This is a genomic window from Paenalcaligenes hominis (assembly GCF_041359055.1).
GTDB classification, from domain to species: Bacteria; Pseudomonadota; Gammaproteobacteria; order Burkholderiales; family Burkholderiaceae_B; genus Paenalcaligenes; species Paenalcaligenes hominis_A.
Window position 1 is genome coordinate 447876 of the sequence record NZ_JBGJKZ010000003.1, and the last position, 18797, is coordinate 466672.

Sequence of the window (18797 nt, forward strand, 5' to 3'; positions counted from 1 at the left end):
CTAGGCGCTATGAAACGCTTAGTAACCGTCTTTTTATTTTTCTGTTTAGTTGGTCCTAGTCTGGCGACAGATCTTGTCACTCGCAAAAATGAAGTAGGCCATCGTAATTTTAATCGTGCCAAAACCTTACTGCCCCAGGTGTTTAATGGCTTAAATCAAACATTCTACTGTGGCTGCTCTTATACAGACAAAACTGTCGATTTAAACTCATGTGGCTATCAAATCCGTAAAGATCCACGACGGGCGGGGCGCGTCGAGTGGGAGCACGTAGTGCCTGCATGGGCAATTGGTCATCAGCGGCAATGTTGGCAAAACGGGGGGCGTGCGAACTGCTCTAAAAACGACGCCGTCTATGCCAAGGCCGAAGGCGATATGCACAACCTAGTGCCTGCTATCGGCGAGGTCAACAACGATCGCGGCAACTTTAGATTTAGCGTATGGACTCAAACCAAACCACGCATGTATGGTCAATGCGGCATGTTGGTCGATTTTAAAGCGCGCCGTGTGCAGCCCCCTGAAAATGTGCGTGGCAAAATTGCTCGCATCACCTTTTACATGGTTAATGAATACCGACTTAATTTAAGCGCTCAAGAACGTCGTTTGTATTGCGTTTGGGCTAAAGCTTATCCGGTGGATCGTTGGGAGCAAATTCGTAATCAACGTGTTGCAACCATACAAGGAAATACAAATCCTTTTGTGTCACAACCCGACTTAATTGACCGTGTTTGTCGTTAAAAAATAAAAATTTAATGCTTTAAAAAAGTCAACCAAAAAAAGTGGATATCTTTTTCGCAAGAGGTGGATAATTATGTGGCACTGCGCGTAGAAGCCGCATTAATAAAGGCTTTTACTGGTTGGCATCACGGCAAGAAAATGGGGGCTCGTTCTGCTTATGCTGTTTTGTTATATCTTGCAAGCTATTGATTTTTAAAGGTTTTATTGGTTTTTCTAGTAGGGTGTATGTTTTTTTTAGTAAAACCAATTTTTTTTAATTTATGAGTTTGTCAAGATGTGGGTTAGAAAAAACATACACTGAGCATGACAAAGTTATCCCCAAAAGCTGTGGATAACCTTGTTAATAAGTTGTGGAGATATGGCGCAAAACCGCATTAATGGCGCAATCGAGGTTCTTTGTATAGAAATTAACACCTCTGTCATAATTGCGGAGGAATATGCACTTTACGTATTGTGAAAAACAATAGCACAGCGGAAAAACTACTTAGGCTAAAGCAGAAGCTAAGCAGAGCAGTGGTCATGCTGAACTGATCTGCTAAGTACCCCATGCCCAAAATAGGAATAATGGCACCGAAATAAGCAATGATTAAATAGCTGGATGTGGTTGCAGCGCGGTGCTCGGGCAAAGCGACACGGTTAACAATGCTCATGCCGCCAATTAAACACAGGCCATGACCTAAAGCTAACAACAACAAACAAGAAATGAATAGCCAAGGCGAAGCATGCTGAGTATTTAGCGCCAACAAAATATTGCTAATAAAAAAGCTGCTAAGACCAATGACCAGATTGCGCTTTAAGGGCCATTGGCGCACTAGTAACTGAAAACCGGAGGACAGAAAAAGAATAACCCCAATGGAAAGGCCACTGACAGCTGGCCCATGCCAAGGCACCATACTGTCCATAAAGCTAGGCGCTAACGAGGCAAATAAGCTAAACATAGCAAACGCCGTGAACGCGTTCAGTGAGCCAAGTAAAAAAGGCAGTCGCTGTGCACCGGCTGGTATGTATAAACTAGGACGCCAGAAGGCTTTACGAGGAGCATCTGTTGCTATAGTGGGGGCTTGGTTAGGTAGAATAAACAAGGCGTATACAGCCATTAAACCCATTAAAACAGAGGGAATATAGCTACTGCGTAAAGGGTAGGGTGCCCATTGGGCAATTAGCCCGCCAATAACAGGGCCTAAACCAAATCCAAACGCAATTAATAAACTAGAAGTAGCGGCAGCACGCTGCAAGTCTTTAGAGCGATTTAACTTTGTTAGACCAATAGACGCAGAGGTCACAATTAGGCTAGAGGCCAAGCCAATTGCAATACGGCTAACCATAAAAGACCAGTAGTTCCACGCCAGAGTGGAAAGCACAATGCCGGTGGTAACAAGGATTAGGCCACCACGCAGCACAATAATAAAACCACGTTGATCGCTGATACGGCCTAAAAATAAAAGGCTACTAAGCGCAGATGCCATATACACTACGTATAAAATAGTGATAGCACCAGTGCTTAGCTGCCAAGCCTGTTGGTACAGCGGATACAAAGGGCTGGCTAAAGCAGTGCCCATTACCCCTACAATCATGGCAAAACAAACCCAAAGGTACGAATTAGATTGTATATGTGAAACCAGTCTGGAGTGTAAAGAGGGGGTGTGCATGGAAAACGGGCCGCTTAGAACTAAAAAAGCATTTTATCATGGTAAACACTAATACTAGTCTTTTAGCGTGCCATCAATACCACATTTGGGGTTTTAGGCTCAGCAAGTAAGATGAAATAAAAACCTAAGCGTTTGGATTAACTATGTGGATACAGAAAATTAGCCCCATTTTATTGTTGCTTTGTTCAAATGTATTTATGACCATAGCGTGGTATGGGCATTTGAAATTTCCCCAAAGTGCGCTTGGCAAAGTGATTTTAATTAGCTGGGGCGTCGCTTTATTTGAATATTGCTTAGCGGTACCAGCCAATCGTATTGGGCATGCGGTCTACAGCGCAGCCGAATTAAAAACCATCCAAGAAATTATCACTCTGGTCGTGTTTGCTTTTTTCTCTGTCTGGTACTTAAAAGAAAGCTTTACATTGAACTATGTAGTGGGGTTCTTTTTTATTTTTTTAGGGGCGTTTTTTATTTTTAAAGGGCCTTTTTCTTAAAAATAAAAGGCGAGTAAGCCACCCTCTACTCGCCTTAATGAATGGTTGGCTTAATAACGCCACGCCACAAAACGGCTTTTCTTTTGTCCTTGGGCCATTTCTACGGTGCGTACTTGCTTAACACGCACGGCTTTTAGCTGTTTATATATAGCATCTAAGTTATTTTCCCTAGACACCAAAGTGGTAAACCAGCCGACTTGATTGGCAAAAGCTGTACTTTCTTGAATCATACGTCCAATAAAAGCGGCTTCACCACCCGGGCACCACAGCTCGTTACCTTGCCCCCCAAAGTTACGTTGTTCATTTTTTTTGCCTAGATTTTTCCACTTGCGTTGGTTTTGTAACTGGGCTTGCTCGGCTGAATGAAAAAATGGAGGGTTGCAAAGCGTAGCAGCAAAATAGTCTTTGGGCTGAATTACGGATTCAAATAGATGTTCTGGGTTGGGTTGTAGACGTAGCTGAATCTTTTTTTGTAACCGGTTCGCTTCGATAAGACATTGCGCTGCATTGAGTGCTGTACGATCAATATCCGCACCAACAAACGACCAGTGGTATTCAGCCTGACCAATAAGAGGATAAATTAAATTGGCACCGACTCCAATATCTAACAAGCGCACCGAGGAGCCTGTAGGGATGGCGTCGTCCTCACCTTGGCTTAATAAGTCTGCAATGCCGTGAATATAATCTGCCCGTCCAGGAATAGGGGGGCATAAATAACCATCAGGAATATCCCAAAAAGCCACCCCGTAGTCGGTATGTAAAAGGGCACGATTCAGTAACTTAACTGCAACGGGGTCGGCAAAATCAATGGTGTAGCGTCCGGCTGGATTAAGCCGAGTATAGCGTTTAAGCTCTGGGCAGGCGGCATAAAGCTGATCAAAATCATAGCGCCCGGTGTGGCGGTTACGTGGGTGAAATAACGACATAAATAGGGTGAGGGTTAACGACTTTCAATAAACTCGCCGTCTACATAAAACCATTGCCCATTTTCATGAATAAAATGGCTTATTTCGTGTAGACGCGTAGCACGACCAGCTAAACGATGGCGAGCCACAAACTCAACTTGTTGGTTTTGCTCGTCAAGAATGCGATGAGAACGGATTTCTAGGCCTAACCATTTCAAATTAGGCGGATTGGCTTCAAGAGAGGGTGGTCTAGTGCTTGGGTGCCAAGTTGCTAATAAATAGTCCAGTTTATCTAAAACAAACGCGCTGTAACGTGAACGCATTAGTAACTCGGCATTGGGGGCTTGCAGGTACAACGTACCTGAGTGCCAACGTGCGCAGCAGTGGTTGTACGACAAAGTGCTTTGACAAGGGCACAGGAGGCTCATGGTTTATTTCTCTATGGAAGAACTAACAGCAGGAAAAATCATCATGCCTTTAGGCTGCTCTTGGATCATTTTGAGTAAGGCCAATTGGGGCAGAGGTGGGGCAAAAAGAAACCCTTGTACCATATCACAACCCATTTCCAGTAAAAGTTGCAATTGCTCGGGCTTATCTACCCCTTCAGCAATGGTAGTAAAGCGCAAATGACGAGCCATATCAATAATGGTTCCTGTGATGCGTTGGTCTTGAATATTGCGGTGCAACTCAGAAATAAAGGCTCGATCAATTTTAATAATATGTGCAGGTAGCGATTTTAGATAAGCCAAAGAAGAATAGCCAGTACCAAAATCATCAATGGCGACCCTAAAGCCCGCTGCATTAAGACGGTTCAACTGTATAAGAGCCGTTTCCATGTTCTGCATCAAGTCAGATTCAGTGATTTCTAGTTCTATGGCGCTAGCAGGCAAACTAGATTGCTGCAGGGTTTTTATTAACCAGTGCGCAAAATCGGCTTGAGCTAATTGCATACTGGATACGTTTACCGCTATGGTGAAGTCATGAGCCACGTGACCTTGTTCACGCCACTGGCTTAGAGCACTAATGGCTTCTTGAATGACCCATTTTCCTATAGAAATAATATCGCCACTGCTTTCAGCTGCTGGGATGAACTCGGAGGGCATAACGCGCCCTAACGAGGGATGCTCCCAACGCAGAAGGGCTTCTACGCCAATAATTTTTTTGCTTTGTAGGTGAATTTGGGGCTGATAGAGCAGATAAAGCTCATTGCGTTCTATGGCTTGGTGCAAAGCATCGCGTAGCTGTACTTTACGCAAGAGGTTGTTTTCGATGGTTTTACTGTAAATTTGCCAGCCGCCTGTTTGGTGCGGTACGGCTAAAGCGGCCTGACGGATCAGTCGTTTGGGGGTGCTATGTACAACCGCACCGTTAATCCCTATTTTGGCTCGCACATGCAGTTTAAGTTGTTTTAAGTACAACGGTGTATGGATGACCTCGAGCAGGTGTTGAGCCAGTTGCGCCGTATTTAATCTTTCTTCGTCGCCCATAATCAACACCACCCACTGGTTCGAGGACCAGACCCCCAATAATTGAATAAAAGGCTCCCCTGCAAGTTGAATATTGTTGGCTAATAAGCGGCACGCCTCGTCAGCAATTTCATAGCCATGCAAACTGGCTAGTTCTTCCAGCCCCTCTAGAGCAATAAAAAAAGTAAAGGTGGACAAGGAGCGTTGCAAAAGCTGGTCTAGTGTTTCCAGAATAACAACTCGGTTGGGCAAAGCGGTAACGGGGTCTTGGCGCGAAAGTTGAATAAGTTCGTGTGTACGGGCTTGGGCCACGGTTTCAAGCTCGATATTTTTTTGTGTGCTTTCTTTTATGAGGCGCTGCAAGTGTAAGGTGTTATGAATGCGCTGAATGACTTCGATGTGATTAAACGGCTTGCTTAAAAAGTCTTGAGCCCCTAGGCTCAAGGCCTGAATACATGTGGCTTCATCGGATAGTTCGCTGAGAATAATCACCGGAGGCAATAGCTCATTATGTTCTTTTTTGAGGCGGTACAGTAGGTCTAGCCCACTAACGGTAGGCATACGTAAGTCCAGCAAAATAAGATCAGGGCGTTGCTTGCGAACCCGTTGTTCGACTAGGAGCGGATTCGTTATGCCCTCAACGTTCAGATAACCCACGTCTTCGAGTAGATGCAGCACAACTTCCACGTTGATAGCGTTGTCATCTATTACCAAGATGTCGGCCTCGCAAAATACCCCTGAATACATCATGGCTTAGTCTCCCTCTGCAAGATAGGGTGAATAGGGGCACAGAGATTCAGCCTAGGATAAGGCTTAACCACGACCAAAACAGAGGAGTCAGAATACAGAGGCAGACTTGTTGTTGGCGTAGACAATAGCGTTAGGCTCGACTCGGGTGACATAAGCGCCTCGTTTTTGCGCGAATCGACCTGGTTAGCTTAGGGGAGTCGCGAATTCGTACAATGTAAAAAGAAATTAATTTTTTCTTTTTGTTTCCTATTTAACATTATTACGAGTATTTCTCTAGATTTAAAGCCTGAATTCTACTTATACAAAGCCATTGGCAGCAGTAAAGGGGATTTAATAGATAAAACTGTATCTATTAGTATAGGGGCAGTTGAAGAAAAGTAGAGATAAAAGGTAATGAACAGATAAAATTTGTACTTTATGTGTGGTTATTTTTCTTGTTTTAGACGCCAAAGCAAATGAGGCAAATTCAAGCCTAACACCGTCCGAATACTTTCAGTGGCGCACTCAGGACATTGTCGATAATGAGCTCTAGTGGCATTGCTGTCACGATTACTAGGAATGTATTTTTTCCAATTGCAGTGGTTGCAAATTAAAGCGCAAGCTGGTTGCCGGTTATGCATAGTTCACTCGAGCCTAATAAAATAAATCCAACAAGGTGTTAGAGCCGGATTTAGAGATTTATATTAGTAAATAATAAAATTGTTGATTTGTTTTTTGCTGGATTAGCTACTATTTAATTATTAATGTTGTTGATTATTTTACCCCTAAAGCAATCAGGGGCAATGATGAGTAGGCAGAGTTAAACAAAATTGACATAGGTTGATAAATAACGGCTGCGCTGCCCAGCTCAACCACAGTTCAGAGCCTAAATTTTGTCGTATTCAGTTTCATTTTTTTAGACCAAAAAGCTAGCAGTTTGTGGTGTGTGCACAAAATGAAATAGCAGCAAATAGGTGAATTAATTATGTTTGAGTCTTCATTGTGGTGGTCGCGCTTTCGCTTTAATATGGCTGCAAAGCGCTGGGCCTGGTTACATTGGCTGTTAGTGGTTGCTGGTATCAGTTTTATTGCAGTCCTAGGCTTTTATAGTTATCAAAGTAGCCAGCCGTATTTTCAGACGGCATACAATGCGGCACCTACGCCCTCATTGCACCACTTACCCGATGGCAGCAGCTTACAACTTAATAAAGACGGGCTAGTGCAGGTGCGCTTTTTTGACCGCAGACGCACAGCAGAACTGGTTGATGGAGTAGCACATCTAGACATTGATACCGATCAGCAGCAACAGTTTCAGCTTAGGATGGGGCCTGTTCGTGTGCAAACCTATGGGGCACAGCTGGTAGCAACACACAACCCAAAGCACGTAGAGATTCAAGTCTTAACGGGTACCGTGCAGCTACTGGTGGGGCGCTGGTGGCCTGAACAACACAGTCTTCAAGCAGGCCAACATTTTATGTGGTCCGAATCACACTAAAAATAATTAATTATCTAAAGTCAGTTGGGCTTTTTCGCGGCACTGATCCCAGTTCGCACCTTGGGAATAATGCTTTAACCACTCGAGCCCTGATTGTTGAATACAAATGGCTTGGTCGCTATCAATTTCCATATCCATTTTTTCAGCTATACGAACAATAGCATTTAAGTCATTAAGAGTAGCAGTGGCCTGTTGTGCATCAGGGGCTTGATCAATAATGTGATCCAAAATTCCGAATAATGAACGCATGCCTTTGTCTCCTTGCATGAGAATGATTAATGATTTCATTCTATAGGAAATTCAGACCAAGCCACGCGTTAATTACCGTGAACTGCACTTAATTATGGTCAATCAATGGTGTGGTTGCTTTTGTGTATGACGTACGTATTTGACACGGTACGGGGTGTGGCACCTAAAACGACTAGAGCTGCTATTTACAAGACGTACGCTGTATGCCATAAACTAAATAAATGCCAAGCAAATTTTGTAGGACTATCCCTATGCGGCGTGTTTCATATTTTTCACTCATGTGCATCAAAATAATGAGTGCTTTTTTAGCGTGGTGCTTTATGTCTATCTCATCCTCTGTACTAGCTCAAACATCGACAGACGCTCTTTACCCCGAACTACAGCAACTTCCTCACGTAGGAGCCGAAACAGTTGTGTTAGACCCTAACAAGCCAACGTTGGTCAAACTCTGGGCCAGCTGGTGTCCGCTTTGTTTATCCGAACTGGAAATGACCGAAAGCTGGGTGAAACAGGCCGATTTGAATGCCAATTTGGTAACGGTGGTGTCGCCTGGGCAGCTAGGTGAAAAAAACCGAGCTGATTTTGAAGAATGGTTTAAAGGCTTACCGTATCAGCAGCTCCCTGTGCTGATGGACACCCAAGGCAAGCTGGTACAGCAGCTAGGGGTGCGCGGTTACCCCAGCTGGGCTGTGTTCAGTGCCGACGGCAGATTGCAGCGCGTAGTGAAAGGCGCTATTACTCATGCCCAGGCCCAACAGCTGGCGCTTAATCCTCAAGCCGATTTGAAAGCTGCTCGCGCTACCGCAACGCAAGCCAACATTCAGCCTGCTAACACAGCCCAAAGTAAAAGCATTTATTTGGCAGGCGGTTGTTTTTGGGGGGTAGAAGCCTACTTTGAACGCATTGATGGGGTGCTAGATGCGGTGTCGGGCTATGCCAACGGTACCACCGCCAATCCACGCTACGAGGATGTGATTTATCGCAATACAGGCCATGCTGAGACCGTTAAAGTGGTTTATGACCCAAGTGTGATTAGCTTGCACGACATCTTGTGGTATTTTTTCCGCATTATTGACCCGACTAGCCTAAACAAGCAGGGCAATGACCGCGGTACCCAATACCGTACCGGTATTTACAGCACCGACCCAGCGGATCAGGCCGTAGCACAAGCGGCTTTGGCTCAACTGCAAACCGAGTACAGCCAGCCTGTAGTAGTTGAAAATATGCCTCTTACGCATTTTTATGAGGCCGAAGACTATCACCAAGACTATCTAAGCAAAAATCCCAATGGGTATTGCCACGTAGATTTAAACTTAGCCGACGAGCCGCTAGACGCGCCCGCACCTGTTACGCCAGTGTTTGATCCAAAACATTTTACTAAACCTTCGGCGACTCAGTTGCGTCAGCAACTTAGTTCCTTGGAATACCAAGTCACACAGCAAAGCGGTACCGAGCGTGCTTTTAGTCACGAGTACGACGCCTTGTTCGAGCCGGGCCTGTATGTGGACCGTGTCAGTGGTGAGCCGTTATTTAGCTCCACAGACAAATACGATTCGGGTTGTGGTTGGCCTAGCTTTGTTAAGCCTATTCGTCCAGACGCTGTTACCGAACACGAGGACCTTAGCTACAACATGCGTCGTGTAGAGGTGCGTAGTGCGCTGGCTGATTCGCACTTAGGTCATGTGTTTCCAGATGGACCCAAAGATCGAGGTGGTCTGCGTTATTGTATTAATGGTGCCAGCTTGCGCTTTATTCCCGCTGCCCAAATGGCAGAGCAGGGTTATGCGCCGTGGTTGGATCTAATCCAATAAAAACCAACATTAAGGAGCATTATGTCTACTGCTATCGCTTTAGAGCAGCAAGTGGTTTTAATTACAGGCGGAGCCAGAGGTCTAGGAGCCGAGCTATCGCGCGCTTTTCTTGAGCAGGGTGCGCGCGTTATTGTGAACTACTTTCAAAGTGTCGAAGCGGCCCAAGCCTTGGCTGCTTCCTATCCCACACAGGCGTTTGCTTACCAAGCCGATGTGACCGATGTGGATCAGGTGCATGCTATGTTGACCGCGGCGCAGGCGCATTTTCACGCGCCGTGCACCACTATTGTGAACAATGCCTTACCTGCATTTCAATTCAATGGTGACGCGCGTCCCCATGCCCATACCTTGACGTGGCAGGATATGCACCAACAACTGCATGGCATTGTGGGTGGGGCTTTGCATACCGTTCAAGCCGCATTGCCAGCCATGAAAGCGGCTGGTTTTGGGCGAGTGATTAATATTGGCACCAACCTTTTTCAAAACCCAGTAGTGCCTTATCACGATTACACCGCAGCCAAAGCCGCATTATTAGCGCTCACCCGGACGTTGGCGCATGAGCTAGGGGAATATGGCATCAATGTAAATATGATTTCAGGTGGTTTGTTGCGCACTACCGACGCCTCTGCTGCTACCCCTGAAGCCGTTTTTGACTTGATTGCGGCCAGTACCCCCTTGCGTCGAGTGACCACTCCGCACGAGTTTGCGCAGGCGGCACTGCTGTTTGCAAGCCCTTGGTCTAGTGCTGTAACAGGCCAAAACTTAATCGTAGATGGGGGCCTAGTAAAAGGCTAACCCCATTTTTTCCATACGATGCCCTCTGCCCAGCACCTATTAGTGACTAGCAGAGGATTTTTTATGAGGCGTATACCCAAAGTTGATCGCTAGGAAGTTCAACAAAATAACGCCCGCTGCTGAGTGGTTTAGCACCAAACGCCCGTAATTGAGATGGCGCATCACCATCCGCATAGCGAAACACGTATTCCCACTTGTCGCCTAAATACATACTGGTACTAAGAGTTAGTTCTAGACTATTGGGTACAGCATTTGTGTGCACAATGGCCTGTTCTACTCTGCAGATGGCTTGTACGGCACTTTTTGGGGAGAGGGTTTGTTGAGTCGTGCCCCAAAGTCGATGGCCGTGAAAATTCAGCTCCACCTGATGGCCTTCAGTGCTGACTACCTCGGCTTGCAAGCGGTTGTTGCTACCCATAAACTCTGCTGTGTAAAGCGTTTCCGGCCGACTATAAATGGCTTCGGGTGTGCCTTGTTGCTCGATAGCGCCTTGGTTTAGCAGCAAAATACGATCTGAGATTGCCATGGCCTCGTGTTGATCGTGCGTAACCAATAGAGCGGAAATGTTGAGTTCTAGAATCAGTTCACGTAAAAACGAGCGAGCTTCTTCACGTAGTTTGGCGTCTAGGTTAGATAGTGGCTCGTCTAACAGCATAACAGGAGGGTTGTAGACTAAAGCCCGGGCGATAGCAACCCGTTGCTGCTGCCCCCCTGACAGTTGATTGGGGTAGCGGTTTTGTAAGCCATCTAGGCCCAACTGCGCTAACACCGCATCGACTTTGTTTTTGATGTCGCTTTTGCTTTCCTTGCGTAGTTGTAAGGGGTAGGCCACATTATCAAAAACGGTCTTATGGGGCCATAAAGCATACGATTGAAACACCAAGCCCAAATTACGCTGTTCGGCGGCAACCTCTAGTTTTTGCTCACTGTCATACACGGTGTTATTCGAGATTTGAATGCTACCTGTATGGGGTTGCTCTAGACCGGCAACGGCGCGTAGCAAGGTGGTTTTACCACTGCCTGATGCGCCTAGGAGTGACACCACTTCGCCTTTAGCTATGCTGAGCGATACCCCTTTTAAAACGAGGTTGTCCCCGTAGGCAAGATGGATGTTATTAACTATTAATTCACTCATCGTAATTTCACTCCAAAGCGTAATGCTATGGCTAAGCCTATAACAACTAAAACAATATTAATAAAGGAAAGAGCAGCCACAATATCAATCGCACCGGTGGCCCATAATGACACCAGCATTGATCCAATGGTTTCTGTTCCTGGAGTTAACAAATACACCCCAGTGGAGTATTCGCGCTCAAAGATTAAGAACATCAAAAGCCACGAGCTAATTAGACCAAAGCGTGCTAAAGGAATGGTGATATGACGGGTGACCTGAGACGGTTTGGCACCCGCACTACGGGCGGCTTCTTCGAGCTCGGGGCCGACCTGGAGCAAGGTGGAGGAAATCAAGCGTAAACCATACGCCATCCACACCACGCTATAGGCTAACCACACACTAAAAATAGTGCTGCGTAATGTACGGATTGGATCAATAAAAACCGCTTTAAGCGTATCTTTAAAGGGCAGAAATGACAGCCAGCCTTTGGTTAAAGCACCCTCTAACCACATCGGTACAAATAAAAATACCCATAGGAAAGCCAAGCCAGCTAATAAACCGGGGACGGCGCGCGGAACGAGCACGCTGTAATCCAAAAACCGCGTCACGTTGTCTGGTTTGCGGTGCATAGCCAAACCAATAAAGGTGTAAGCAGCTACGGCCAATGCGCCCCCAAATACGCCAATTAACACAGAGTTTAAAATGGCACGCATTAAGTTGGTCTGTGAAAAAACCTGAGTAAATGCGTTGACAGACAACACATCAAACAGCGACACACCAAAACCCCAGTTGGAAACAAAGGCGCGCAACACAATACCAGATAGGGGCAAAATAATAGCGAGGAAAAGCCAGATACCCACCACTAAGGCTGCGACCCAACGCCAACGACCCAGAGGCAAAACACGGGCTTGGGTGGCTTTGCCTTTAAGCGTGACAAAGCGGTTCGCATTGTGCATAAGACGACGCTGTAGCATGACGAGCGGAATGGTCATAGCAATTAATACCATGGCGACTGCTGCCATGAGGTGGTAGGAAGGGATGCCCAGCTTATTTGTTAGTTTGTATAAATAAGTGGCTAACACCAAGTTGCCTTCGGGGTCGCCAAGTACTAGCACCAAGCCAAACACTTCCAATCCAAGAAAAAAGAGCAAAACAGCAGCGTATAAGATGGCAGGGCGCACCATAGGCAGACTGACTGTGCGCATCACTTGCCATGGGTTAGCGCCAGCTACACGGGCGGCTTCTTCTACATCGGAGCCCATACTGCGTAATGCAGCAGAAATATACAAATACGCATGAGGTACGTGGGTTAGCCCCGCAATAATCACAATACTGGTGAAAGAGTATACGTTCCATGGTACAGAGCCGATGAGCTCTTGGGTCCAAACCGAGAAAAAACCCACTGGGCCAGCGGCCACTATATAACCAAAGCCTAACACCATAGGCGAAACAAAAATGGGTACTAAAATCAGCGGTTCGAGCCAGCGCCGCCCGGGTAAATCGGTGCGGGTAATTAAAAACGCTAATACCCCCCCTAAGGGAATAGAAATAATGGCCAACCCAAATGCCATATAAAAGCCACTACGCAGGGCTTTATAAAAATCGGGGTCGTCAAAAATAAACCGAAACGCATCCAAACCAAACGATTTGTTGGGTGCGAAAAAAGGTTGATCTAAAAAACTTTGATAAATAATGAGGCTAAGTGGCAAAAAAATAGCCAAAGCCGTCAGCAAAACCACCACAAAGCGTGGCATACGTTGCCAAGTGTGTTGCAGGGTGCGCATGAAAAGCTCCTAAAGAAAACCAACCCAACACGGGGCTGGGATGGTTTCCGTTAATACGTAAAGCGTTAAGGGCTTATTTGTTTGCGGCAGCGCGCCAGTTTTTGATGAACTCGAGGCGCTCTTTGGGCTCGAGGAATTTGAGTAAGCTATCGCTAACGGGGATAGGGGTGATGGCTTTGCCGAGTTTTTTCTCCATGCCATCCAAATCGTTGTCACCTTCGACATCAGCACGTATAGACGCCAAGTCAGACTGGTTGGCTAATACGTTTTGACCGGTGTTGGAAAGCATAAAGTCAAGAAACACGCGGGCGGCTTGGGGGTTGTGCGCACGCTCGCTAATAAATGCAATGCGTGACAGCACTAGCGTGTAGTCCTCGGGGTAGGCCACACCAATAGAAGTGTCGGTGCGAGCACGGGTTTCGGCATACGAGCCGAGAATGTTATAGCCGATTAAGTTTTCACCGGAAGACACGCGCTCCATCATGGTGCCAGTGGAAGACTGCAACACCAAGTTGGCTGAGCCGACGCCTTTAATAAAATCTAAGTAATTTTTATTATGAATGCTGTCTTGTGCTGCCAGCATGTAGCCGACGGCAGATTTTTCAATGTCGTAGGTAGTGACTTTGTTACGGAAACGATCCGTATCCTCAGAGACAAGCTTAGCTAGGCCCTCATGAGAAGTCGGTACCTCTTCCGCTTTGATTAAGCGTGTATTGTAAATAAAAGCAGTGGGCTCAAAGGTGGTGCCATAAGCGCGACTATTCCATGAGGCCCAGTCTGGCAAGGACGGCGTTTCAGGCGAGGTGTATTCGGCCGAGTATTGGGTAGCCAACTGCATGGCCGAGTCCATGGCCGAGCTCCATACAATATCTGCACTGTTCGCACCCGAGGCTTGCTCACTGATAAAGCGGTTGTACAGTTCGGTGCTGTTCATATCGTGGTATTCCACCTTGATGCTTGGGTACTGCTGCTCAAAAGCTTTGAGCAGTGGGTCCGCCGCTTTGGTATCGGTAGTGGAATACACAATCACTTTGCCTTGCTTTTCCGCGGCAGCGGTGAGCTCTTTGTAACTTTCTGGGTAAGAGTCGGGAGTGACTGCTAAAGCGGTGGAAGCAGCAAATACACTGGCTACAGCCAAGCTTAATGAGCTAAAAGTTAGCACGTTTTTCATTTATGTCTCCAATAGTTATTATGGTAATTGTTACTACTCTTTCCTATTATCTATTGGCTTGCTGTCATCAACCTGTCATAACGGACTCAAGGCGGTGTATCCGTAATCAGGCGAATCCAGTTTTGTATAAATCGTTTTTTGCGGGTGCGGTCTAAGCCTGCTAATAGGCTAGGGGCAATGCGAATCGGCTGAATGGGTGCAATCAGCGACTCGTACAAATGTTTTTCGGGCCAGCTGTTATCACGGTTTTTAATCAGCGAGCCCAGTTGGGCTTGTTGCGCTATATGCTGCTGACCGGCATCAGAGAGCAGGTAGTCAATGAACAAGCCTGCATACTGGGGCTGAGTGCTGTTTTTATGAATAAACGCCGTGCGTGAAAAAACCAGCACATAATCATCGGGGATCACCACCTCAATGGCTGCGCCGGCTTGTTGTCTGGCTAAAGCATACGAACCAAGCACGTTATAACCTGCATACAGCTCACCGGACTCAATTCCATCCAAAATACCGGCTGTGCTGGTGTAGAGCTTGGCCCCCACTCGTCCTAATGCATTGGTCATGCCCCAAAAATTAGAAGACAAACGCTCATCAAACACGGCTAGTAAATAGCCCAGCCCACTGTGCTCAATGTCGTAAGTGCCAATACGATCCCGCCAAAATAAAGGATGGTCTTCGATATGCTGTAAAAATTCAGTGCGTGTTTTGGCTTTGTAGTGATCAGGCAGTTGTGTGTGATACACCAACACAATGGGCTCTAGCGTAAAGCCAAAAATCTTATTACGCCATTTGGCCCATTCGGGTAAGGCGGTGGTGTGCTCTGAATGATACGCTTGGGCATAGCCATCGTTAACAAGTCGTACTTGTAAATCTGTTGCAGAGCTGATGATTAAATCGATGTCGACCAATTGCTGAGTGCTGACTTGATGATAAAGTTCTTGGGTGTCAATTTCAGTGTAATGAATGGCAAGGTGTGGGTGTAGCTCAATAAAAGCCTGTGCCAGTGAACTAAAAATATCGGTATCCGTGGGGCCAGCAATACGTAACGACGTAGTGGCACTGTCAAGAGCGTAACGATGAGTTTTTGCAGCACTGTCATGAGCAGGTAGCAACAACCCAAATACCAATGCAAACCCAAGCAAGGCCGTGCGTAATTTGACCGACACAGGGGTAGAGGCAACTGCTGCAGGCAGCTGCACGCGCACAGTTAGCCCACTGCCACTGCGGCGATCGCGCAAATGCAACGTGCCTTGGTGGTGTGCGATCACTTGGGCAGCGATGCTCATGCCTAGGCCAGACCCAATGGTATTTGCACTGCTCTCACCACGAAAAAAACGGGTAGTAACACGTAATTTTTCCTCAGGGGTTAGACCAGGGCCGCGATCTTGAATGTCAATAATGACCTGCTTTTCATAATTGACGTATACCCAAATTTCTACGGCTGCAGCGCTATAAAGCAGGGCGTTTTCAATCAGATTGCGCAGCATTTCACGTAACGCAATTTGATCTCCAGCAAGTTGTAAGCGCTGAGCAGGGGGTGTAATGTGAATACGTAAGCGCGACTTTTGTTCTTCAAGCAAGCGTTGACATGAATCACGAATTAAATCGGGTACCCGAATGCGTTGATGCTCGGTGGTGTCTTGACGATGGGTAATGGTGGCATGCATTAAAAGCTGGTGCACCAGTTGGCTTAGGTCTTGGCTATGGCGATGAATAGCGTGCAGGCTCAGGTCGCGTTGAATGGGATCGCTTTCCTCCAGAGCATCTTCAGTTTGCGCTTGTAACAAAGCCAATGGAGTGCGGATTTGATGGGCGGCCTCGGCCACAAAGTGTTGTTGGGTGGTTAGTGCTTTGCTTAGACGTTGAATAAAATTGTTTAACGTGCTGATCAAACCATGGATTTCAATGGGGGCGGGGGTGGTGATGGGCTCAAGGTTAGTGGGAGAACGGGCCTCAATAGCGCGTTCTATTTGTGCTAAAGGGCTTAACACATAACGAATACTAAATAAAATTAATAAAAAGGTGAAACCCACTAATAAAAACAAAGGGTGTAGACCTTGCAAAAACAGTTGCGCGCTTAGGGCGTCACGAGTGGAAAGGGTTTCTGCCACGTAAATGGTGGTCCACCCCGAGCTAGCCGCCGAGCCCGTGGTGAATCGTCCCACTCGCACCACCCGTACTTGGGTATCTTTATAGGGCATGGTGGTAAAGGTGGGCGTGGTGCTTTGTACCAAAGGCAGAGCAAAGGCTAAATCTTCATAACCTGCAATCACTTGATTTTGATGCCGTACTGCAAAAAATAACCGCTCGGTTTGTGGCAACAACGCCATGGCAGCAAAAGGTAGCTCGACCTGTAGCTCGCCAGCGTCTTGTTGAATGGCATTGGCAATGGTCAATGCGGACGCACTAAGCAATTGGTCATAAGTACGCTGAGCCGCCTGAGTGGATTGTTGATATGTCACCCAGCTGAAGGCCATAGCGCACAGCAACAATAAGAACAGCGCTGCGCCTAAAATATTTTTTTTAATCGATAGGTGGGTACGTGGTGTCATAGTGATGCACTAAAGCTGGCGCTATACCCAACCCCACGAATGGTATGAATTTCCAGCTGTAATGGTTGCAGTTTGCGGCGCAGTCGTGAGATGTGAAGCTCGACAGCGTTAGAAGAGGCTTCTTCATCAAAGTTAAAAAGCTGCATCACTAAACGCTCTTTGGATACGGAGTGATCCAGACGGCTGAGTAATAGTTCTAGCAAACAAAATTCGCGAATGCCAAAATCCACACTGTGCTCGTCCCAGCTAAGACGACGACTTTTGCTGTCTACTTGCAAAGCGCCCACCATATAGGTGTTAGAGGCTTGGCCTAATGGACGCCGATGTAGTGCCCGAATGCGGGCCTCTAGTTCCCGCAAGTCAAAGGGTTTGACCAAGTAATCGTCGGCCCCCAAGTCGAGCATACTCACTTTGTCTTCGATCTCAGTACGTGCCGTCATAACGAGCACTGGCGTAGTAATATGTTGTTGGCGTAGTGACTCGAGAATGGCAAAGCCGTCGTGCTCGGGCAGCATAATATCAAGCAATAGCACATCCCATGAACCATGCTCAATGTATTGCAATGCCGCGCTGCCAGTAGTGACCCATTCCACCACATGCCCAGCGCGCAGCAAGCGGCGCTGGATAACAGCTCCTAGCTCTGGGTGGTCTTCAATTAATAATATACGCATGCTTACCTTTAGTAGTGGATTATGATTTTATGGGGCTAACGCAACGAGGGCACTAGGGGTAATCCTCGTTAGCGCTCTGAAAAAACGCCCACTTTTAAGGAGTCACAGTGAATTTACGGTTTTTAGAAACCTTTGTTTGGGTAGCCCGCTTGGGCAGTTTTAGGGCTACCGCCAGCAAGTTGCATTTAACACAAGCCGCTGTTTCAGGGCGTATGAGCGCATTAGAAACAGACTTGCAGACCAAGCTCTTTGTGCGTCAAGGGCGTCAAATGCGGTTAAGTGGTGCCGGCAAAACCTTGTTGCATCATGCTGAAGTGCTATTAAAAGCCGAGCAAGCGTTGCGTTTGGATTTATCTGCCCCCGCCGAGCTACGGGGCCGTGTGCGCGTGGGTGTGATGGAAACCATTGTGTACACATGGTTTGGCGAGTTTTTAGCACAGTTACAAGCGCACCACCCCAACGTTGAGCTGGAAATTACCGTAGAGTCTAGTCGGCGACTTCATGGTTTGCTTAAAAGTGGTTTGATTGATGTGGCGTTACAAACGCACCCTGTCATTGATAAAAACATCCGCAACGCCCCTTTGGGCAAATACCAAATGCGTTGGTTAGTGGCGCACGATGCGGTTAGCTTACCCACAACACTTGCTCAAGTTATTCAAGACTGGAGCCTAGTGACCTTTCCACGGTATTCACAGCCTCATTTGCAATTATTAGAGTTGTTAGAGCAGCATGGCTTAAATGAGCCTTCCCGCATTCACTTTGCCTCATCCATAGAAGCCGCTTTACAGTTGCTACGCACGGGACAGTGCATAGGGCTTATGCCGGCCACGTTATTGCTCTCCGAGGCGCGTCGCTCTCAATTTAAAGCAGTACGTCAGTTACCTGTGCTTGAGGCCATGCACCTCGTTGTTAGCTGGCGTCCCGAGCCTGTCTATGCCACGATTTCTACTGTGATTGACCTGAGTTTGAAAGTGATGGACCAGTACGCCCAGAATCATTCTGATATTGTTACAGCCAGTGATGGACTCGTGTTTGTAGGCTAATTGGGGTTTATCCTCAGCATGGCGTTGACCCGCTCCGTACAGGCACTGTTAATGCTTGCCTTGTCAATTGATAGATTTTTGTTATCAATTAAACCAGTAATTAGTTGCTTGATGTCTGTGTGTTAGCTGCGCACACT

16 protein-coding genes are annotated in these 18797 nt (G+C 46.8%); 6 read left to right on the top strand and 10 right to left on the bottom strand.

The features are described 5' to 3' along the window. Window positions 1–9 precede the first annotated feature (9 nt). Complete coding sequence (locus ACBP46_RS09320) at window positions 10–735, top strand: endonuclease (RefSeq protein ID WP_371016456.1); 726 nt, start codon at window positions 10–12, stop codon at window positions 733–735. A gap of 419 nt (window positions 736–1154) precedes the next feature. On the opposite strand, the gene ACBP46_RS09325 is transcribed toward ACBP46_RS09320, so the two are convergent. After that, window positions 1155–2309, bottom strand: coding sequence for an MFS transporter (locus tag ACBP46_RS09325; RefSeq protein ID WP_371016457.1), 1155 nt, complete (start codon window positions 2307–2309; stop codon window positions 1155–1157). A gap of 218 nt (window positions 2310–2527) precedes the next feature. Between ACBP46_RS09325 and ACBP46_RS09330 the strand changes: the two genes are divergently transcribed. Continuing rightward, window positions 2528–2878, top strand: a complete 351-nt coding sequence (locus ACBP46_RS09330) for a DMT family protein (protein WP_371016458.1) — start codon at window positions 2528–2530, stop codon at window positions 2876–2878. Between the two features lie 50 nt (window positions 2879–2928). Here ACBP46_RS09330 and rlmF read toward each other — a convergent pair whose 3' ends face one another. Genes rlmF through ACBP46_RS09345 form a run of 3 tightly spaced genes read right to left on the bottom strand, consistent with a single transcriptional unit; the run spans window position 2929 to window position 5999 of the window. After that, window positions 2929–3804, bottom strand: a complete 876-nt coding sequence (gene rlmF, locus ACBP46_RS09335) for a 23S rRNA (adenine(1618)-N(6))-methyltransferase RlmF (RefSeq protein WP_371016459.1) — start codon at window positions 3802–3804, stop codon at window positions 2929–2931. A 14-nt stretch (window positions 3805–3818) separates the two neighbouring features. Next, window positions 3819–4211 (bottom strand): YchJ family protein, encoded by a 393-nt coding sequence (locus tag ACBP46_RS09340; protein ID WP_371016460.1) that lies wholly within the window; start codon window positions 4209–4211, stop codon window positions 3819–3821. 3 nt (window positions 4212–4214) lie between these two features. Further along, window positions 4215–5999 carry a GGDEF/EAL domain-containing response regulator gene (locus ACBP46_RS09345; RefSeq protein WP_371016461.1) on the bottom strand — a complete coding sequence of 595 codons (1785 nt, stop codon included), beginning with the start codon at window positions 5997–5999 and terminating at the stop codon, window positions 4215–4217. A gap of 964 nt (window positions 6000–6963) precedes the next feature. On the opposite strand from ACBP46_RS09345, the gene ACBP46_RS09350 reads away from it, so the two are divergent. Next, entirely contained in the window at window positions 6964–7473 is a 510-nt protein-coding gene (locus ACBP46_RS09350) for a FecR domain-containing protein (RefSeq protein ID WP_371016462.1), read from the top strand. 6 nt (window positions 7474–7479) lie between these two features. Here ACBP46_RS09350 and ACBP46_RS09355 read toward each other — a convergent pair whose 3' ends face one another. Continuing rightward, on the bottom strand, window positions 7480–7722 hold the full coding sequence (locus tag ACBP46_RS09355; RefSeq protein WP_371016463.1) for a hypothetical protein: 243 nt from the start codon (window positions 7720–7722) through the stop codon (window positions 7480–7482). 293 nt (window positions 7723–8015) lie between these two features. Between ACBP46_RS09355 and msrAB the strand changes: the two genes are divergently transcribed. Then, complete coding sequence (gene msrAB, locus ACBP46_RS09360) at window positions 8016–9533, top strand: bifunctional peptide-methionine (S)-S-oxide reductase MsrA/peptide-methionine (R)-S-oxide reductase MsrB (RefSeq protein WP_371016464.1); 1518 nt, start codon at window positions 8016–8018, stop codon at window positions 9531–9533. Between the two features lie 21 nt (window positions 9534–9554). Next, window positions 9555–10328 carry a 3-oxoacyl-ACP reductase gene (locus ACBP46_RS09365; protein WP_371016465.1) on the top strand — a complete coding sequence of 258 codons (774 nt, stop codon included), beginning with the start codon at window positions 9555–9557 and terminating at the stop codon, window positions 10326–10328. Between the two features lie 61 nt (window positions 10329–10389). Here ACBP46_RS09365 and ACBP46_RS09370 read toward each other — a convergent pair whose 3' ends face one another. From ACBP46_RS09370 to ACBP46_RS09390, 5 genes are all read right to left on the bottom strand, one after another. Beyond that, entirely contained in the window at window positions 10390–11463 is a 1074-nt protein-coding gene (locus tag ACBP46_RS09370; RefSeq protein WP_371016466.1) for an ABC transporter ATP-binding protein, read from the bottom strand. Then, window positions 11460–13226, bottom strand: a complete 1767-nt coding sequence (locus ACBP46_RS09375) for an ABC transporter permease (protein ID WP_371016467.1) — start codon at window positions 13224–13226, stop codon at window positions 11460–11462. The genes ACBP46_RS09370 and ACBP46_RS09375 overlap by 4 nt, the downstream gene beginning before the upstream one ends. Window positions 13227–13299: 73 nt before the next feature. Beyond that, the gene (locus tag ACBP46_RS09380; RefSeq protein ID WP_371016468.1) at window positions 13300–14397 is read right to left on the bottom strand and encodes an ABC transporter substrate-binding protein; all 1098 of its coding nucleotides are present in this window, start codon (window positions 14395–14397) and stop codon (window positions 13300–13302) included. 86 nt (window positions 14398–14483) lie between these two features. Beyond that, window positions 14484–16946: a sensor histidine kinase gene (locus tag ACBP46_RS09385; RefSeq protein ID WP_371016469.1), complete on the bottom strand. Its 2463-nt coding sequence runs from the start codon at window positions 16944–16946 to the stop codon at window positions 14484–14486. Beyond that, complete coding sequence (locus ACBP46_RS09390) at window positions 16943–17617, bottom strand: response regulator transcription factor (protein WP_371016470.1); 675 nt, start codon at window positions 17615–17617, stop codon at window positions 16943–16945. The genes ACBP46_RS09385 and ACBP46_RS09390 overlap by 4 nt, the downstream gene beginning before the upstream one ends. A gap of 107 nt (window positions 17618–17724) precedes the next feature. On the opposite strand from ACBP46_RS09390, the gene ACBP46_RS09395 reads away from it, so the two are divergent. Further along, entirely contained in the window at window positions 17725–18660 is a 936-nt protein-coding gene (locus ACBP46_RS09395; RefSeq protein WP_371016471.1) for a LysR family transcriptional regulator, read from the top strand. Window positions 18661–18797 lie beyond the last annotated feature (137 nt).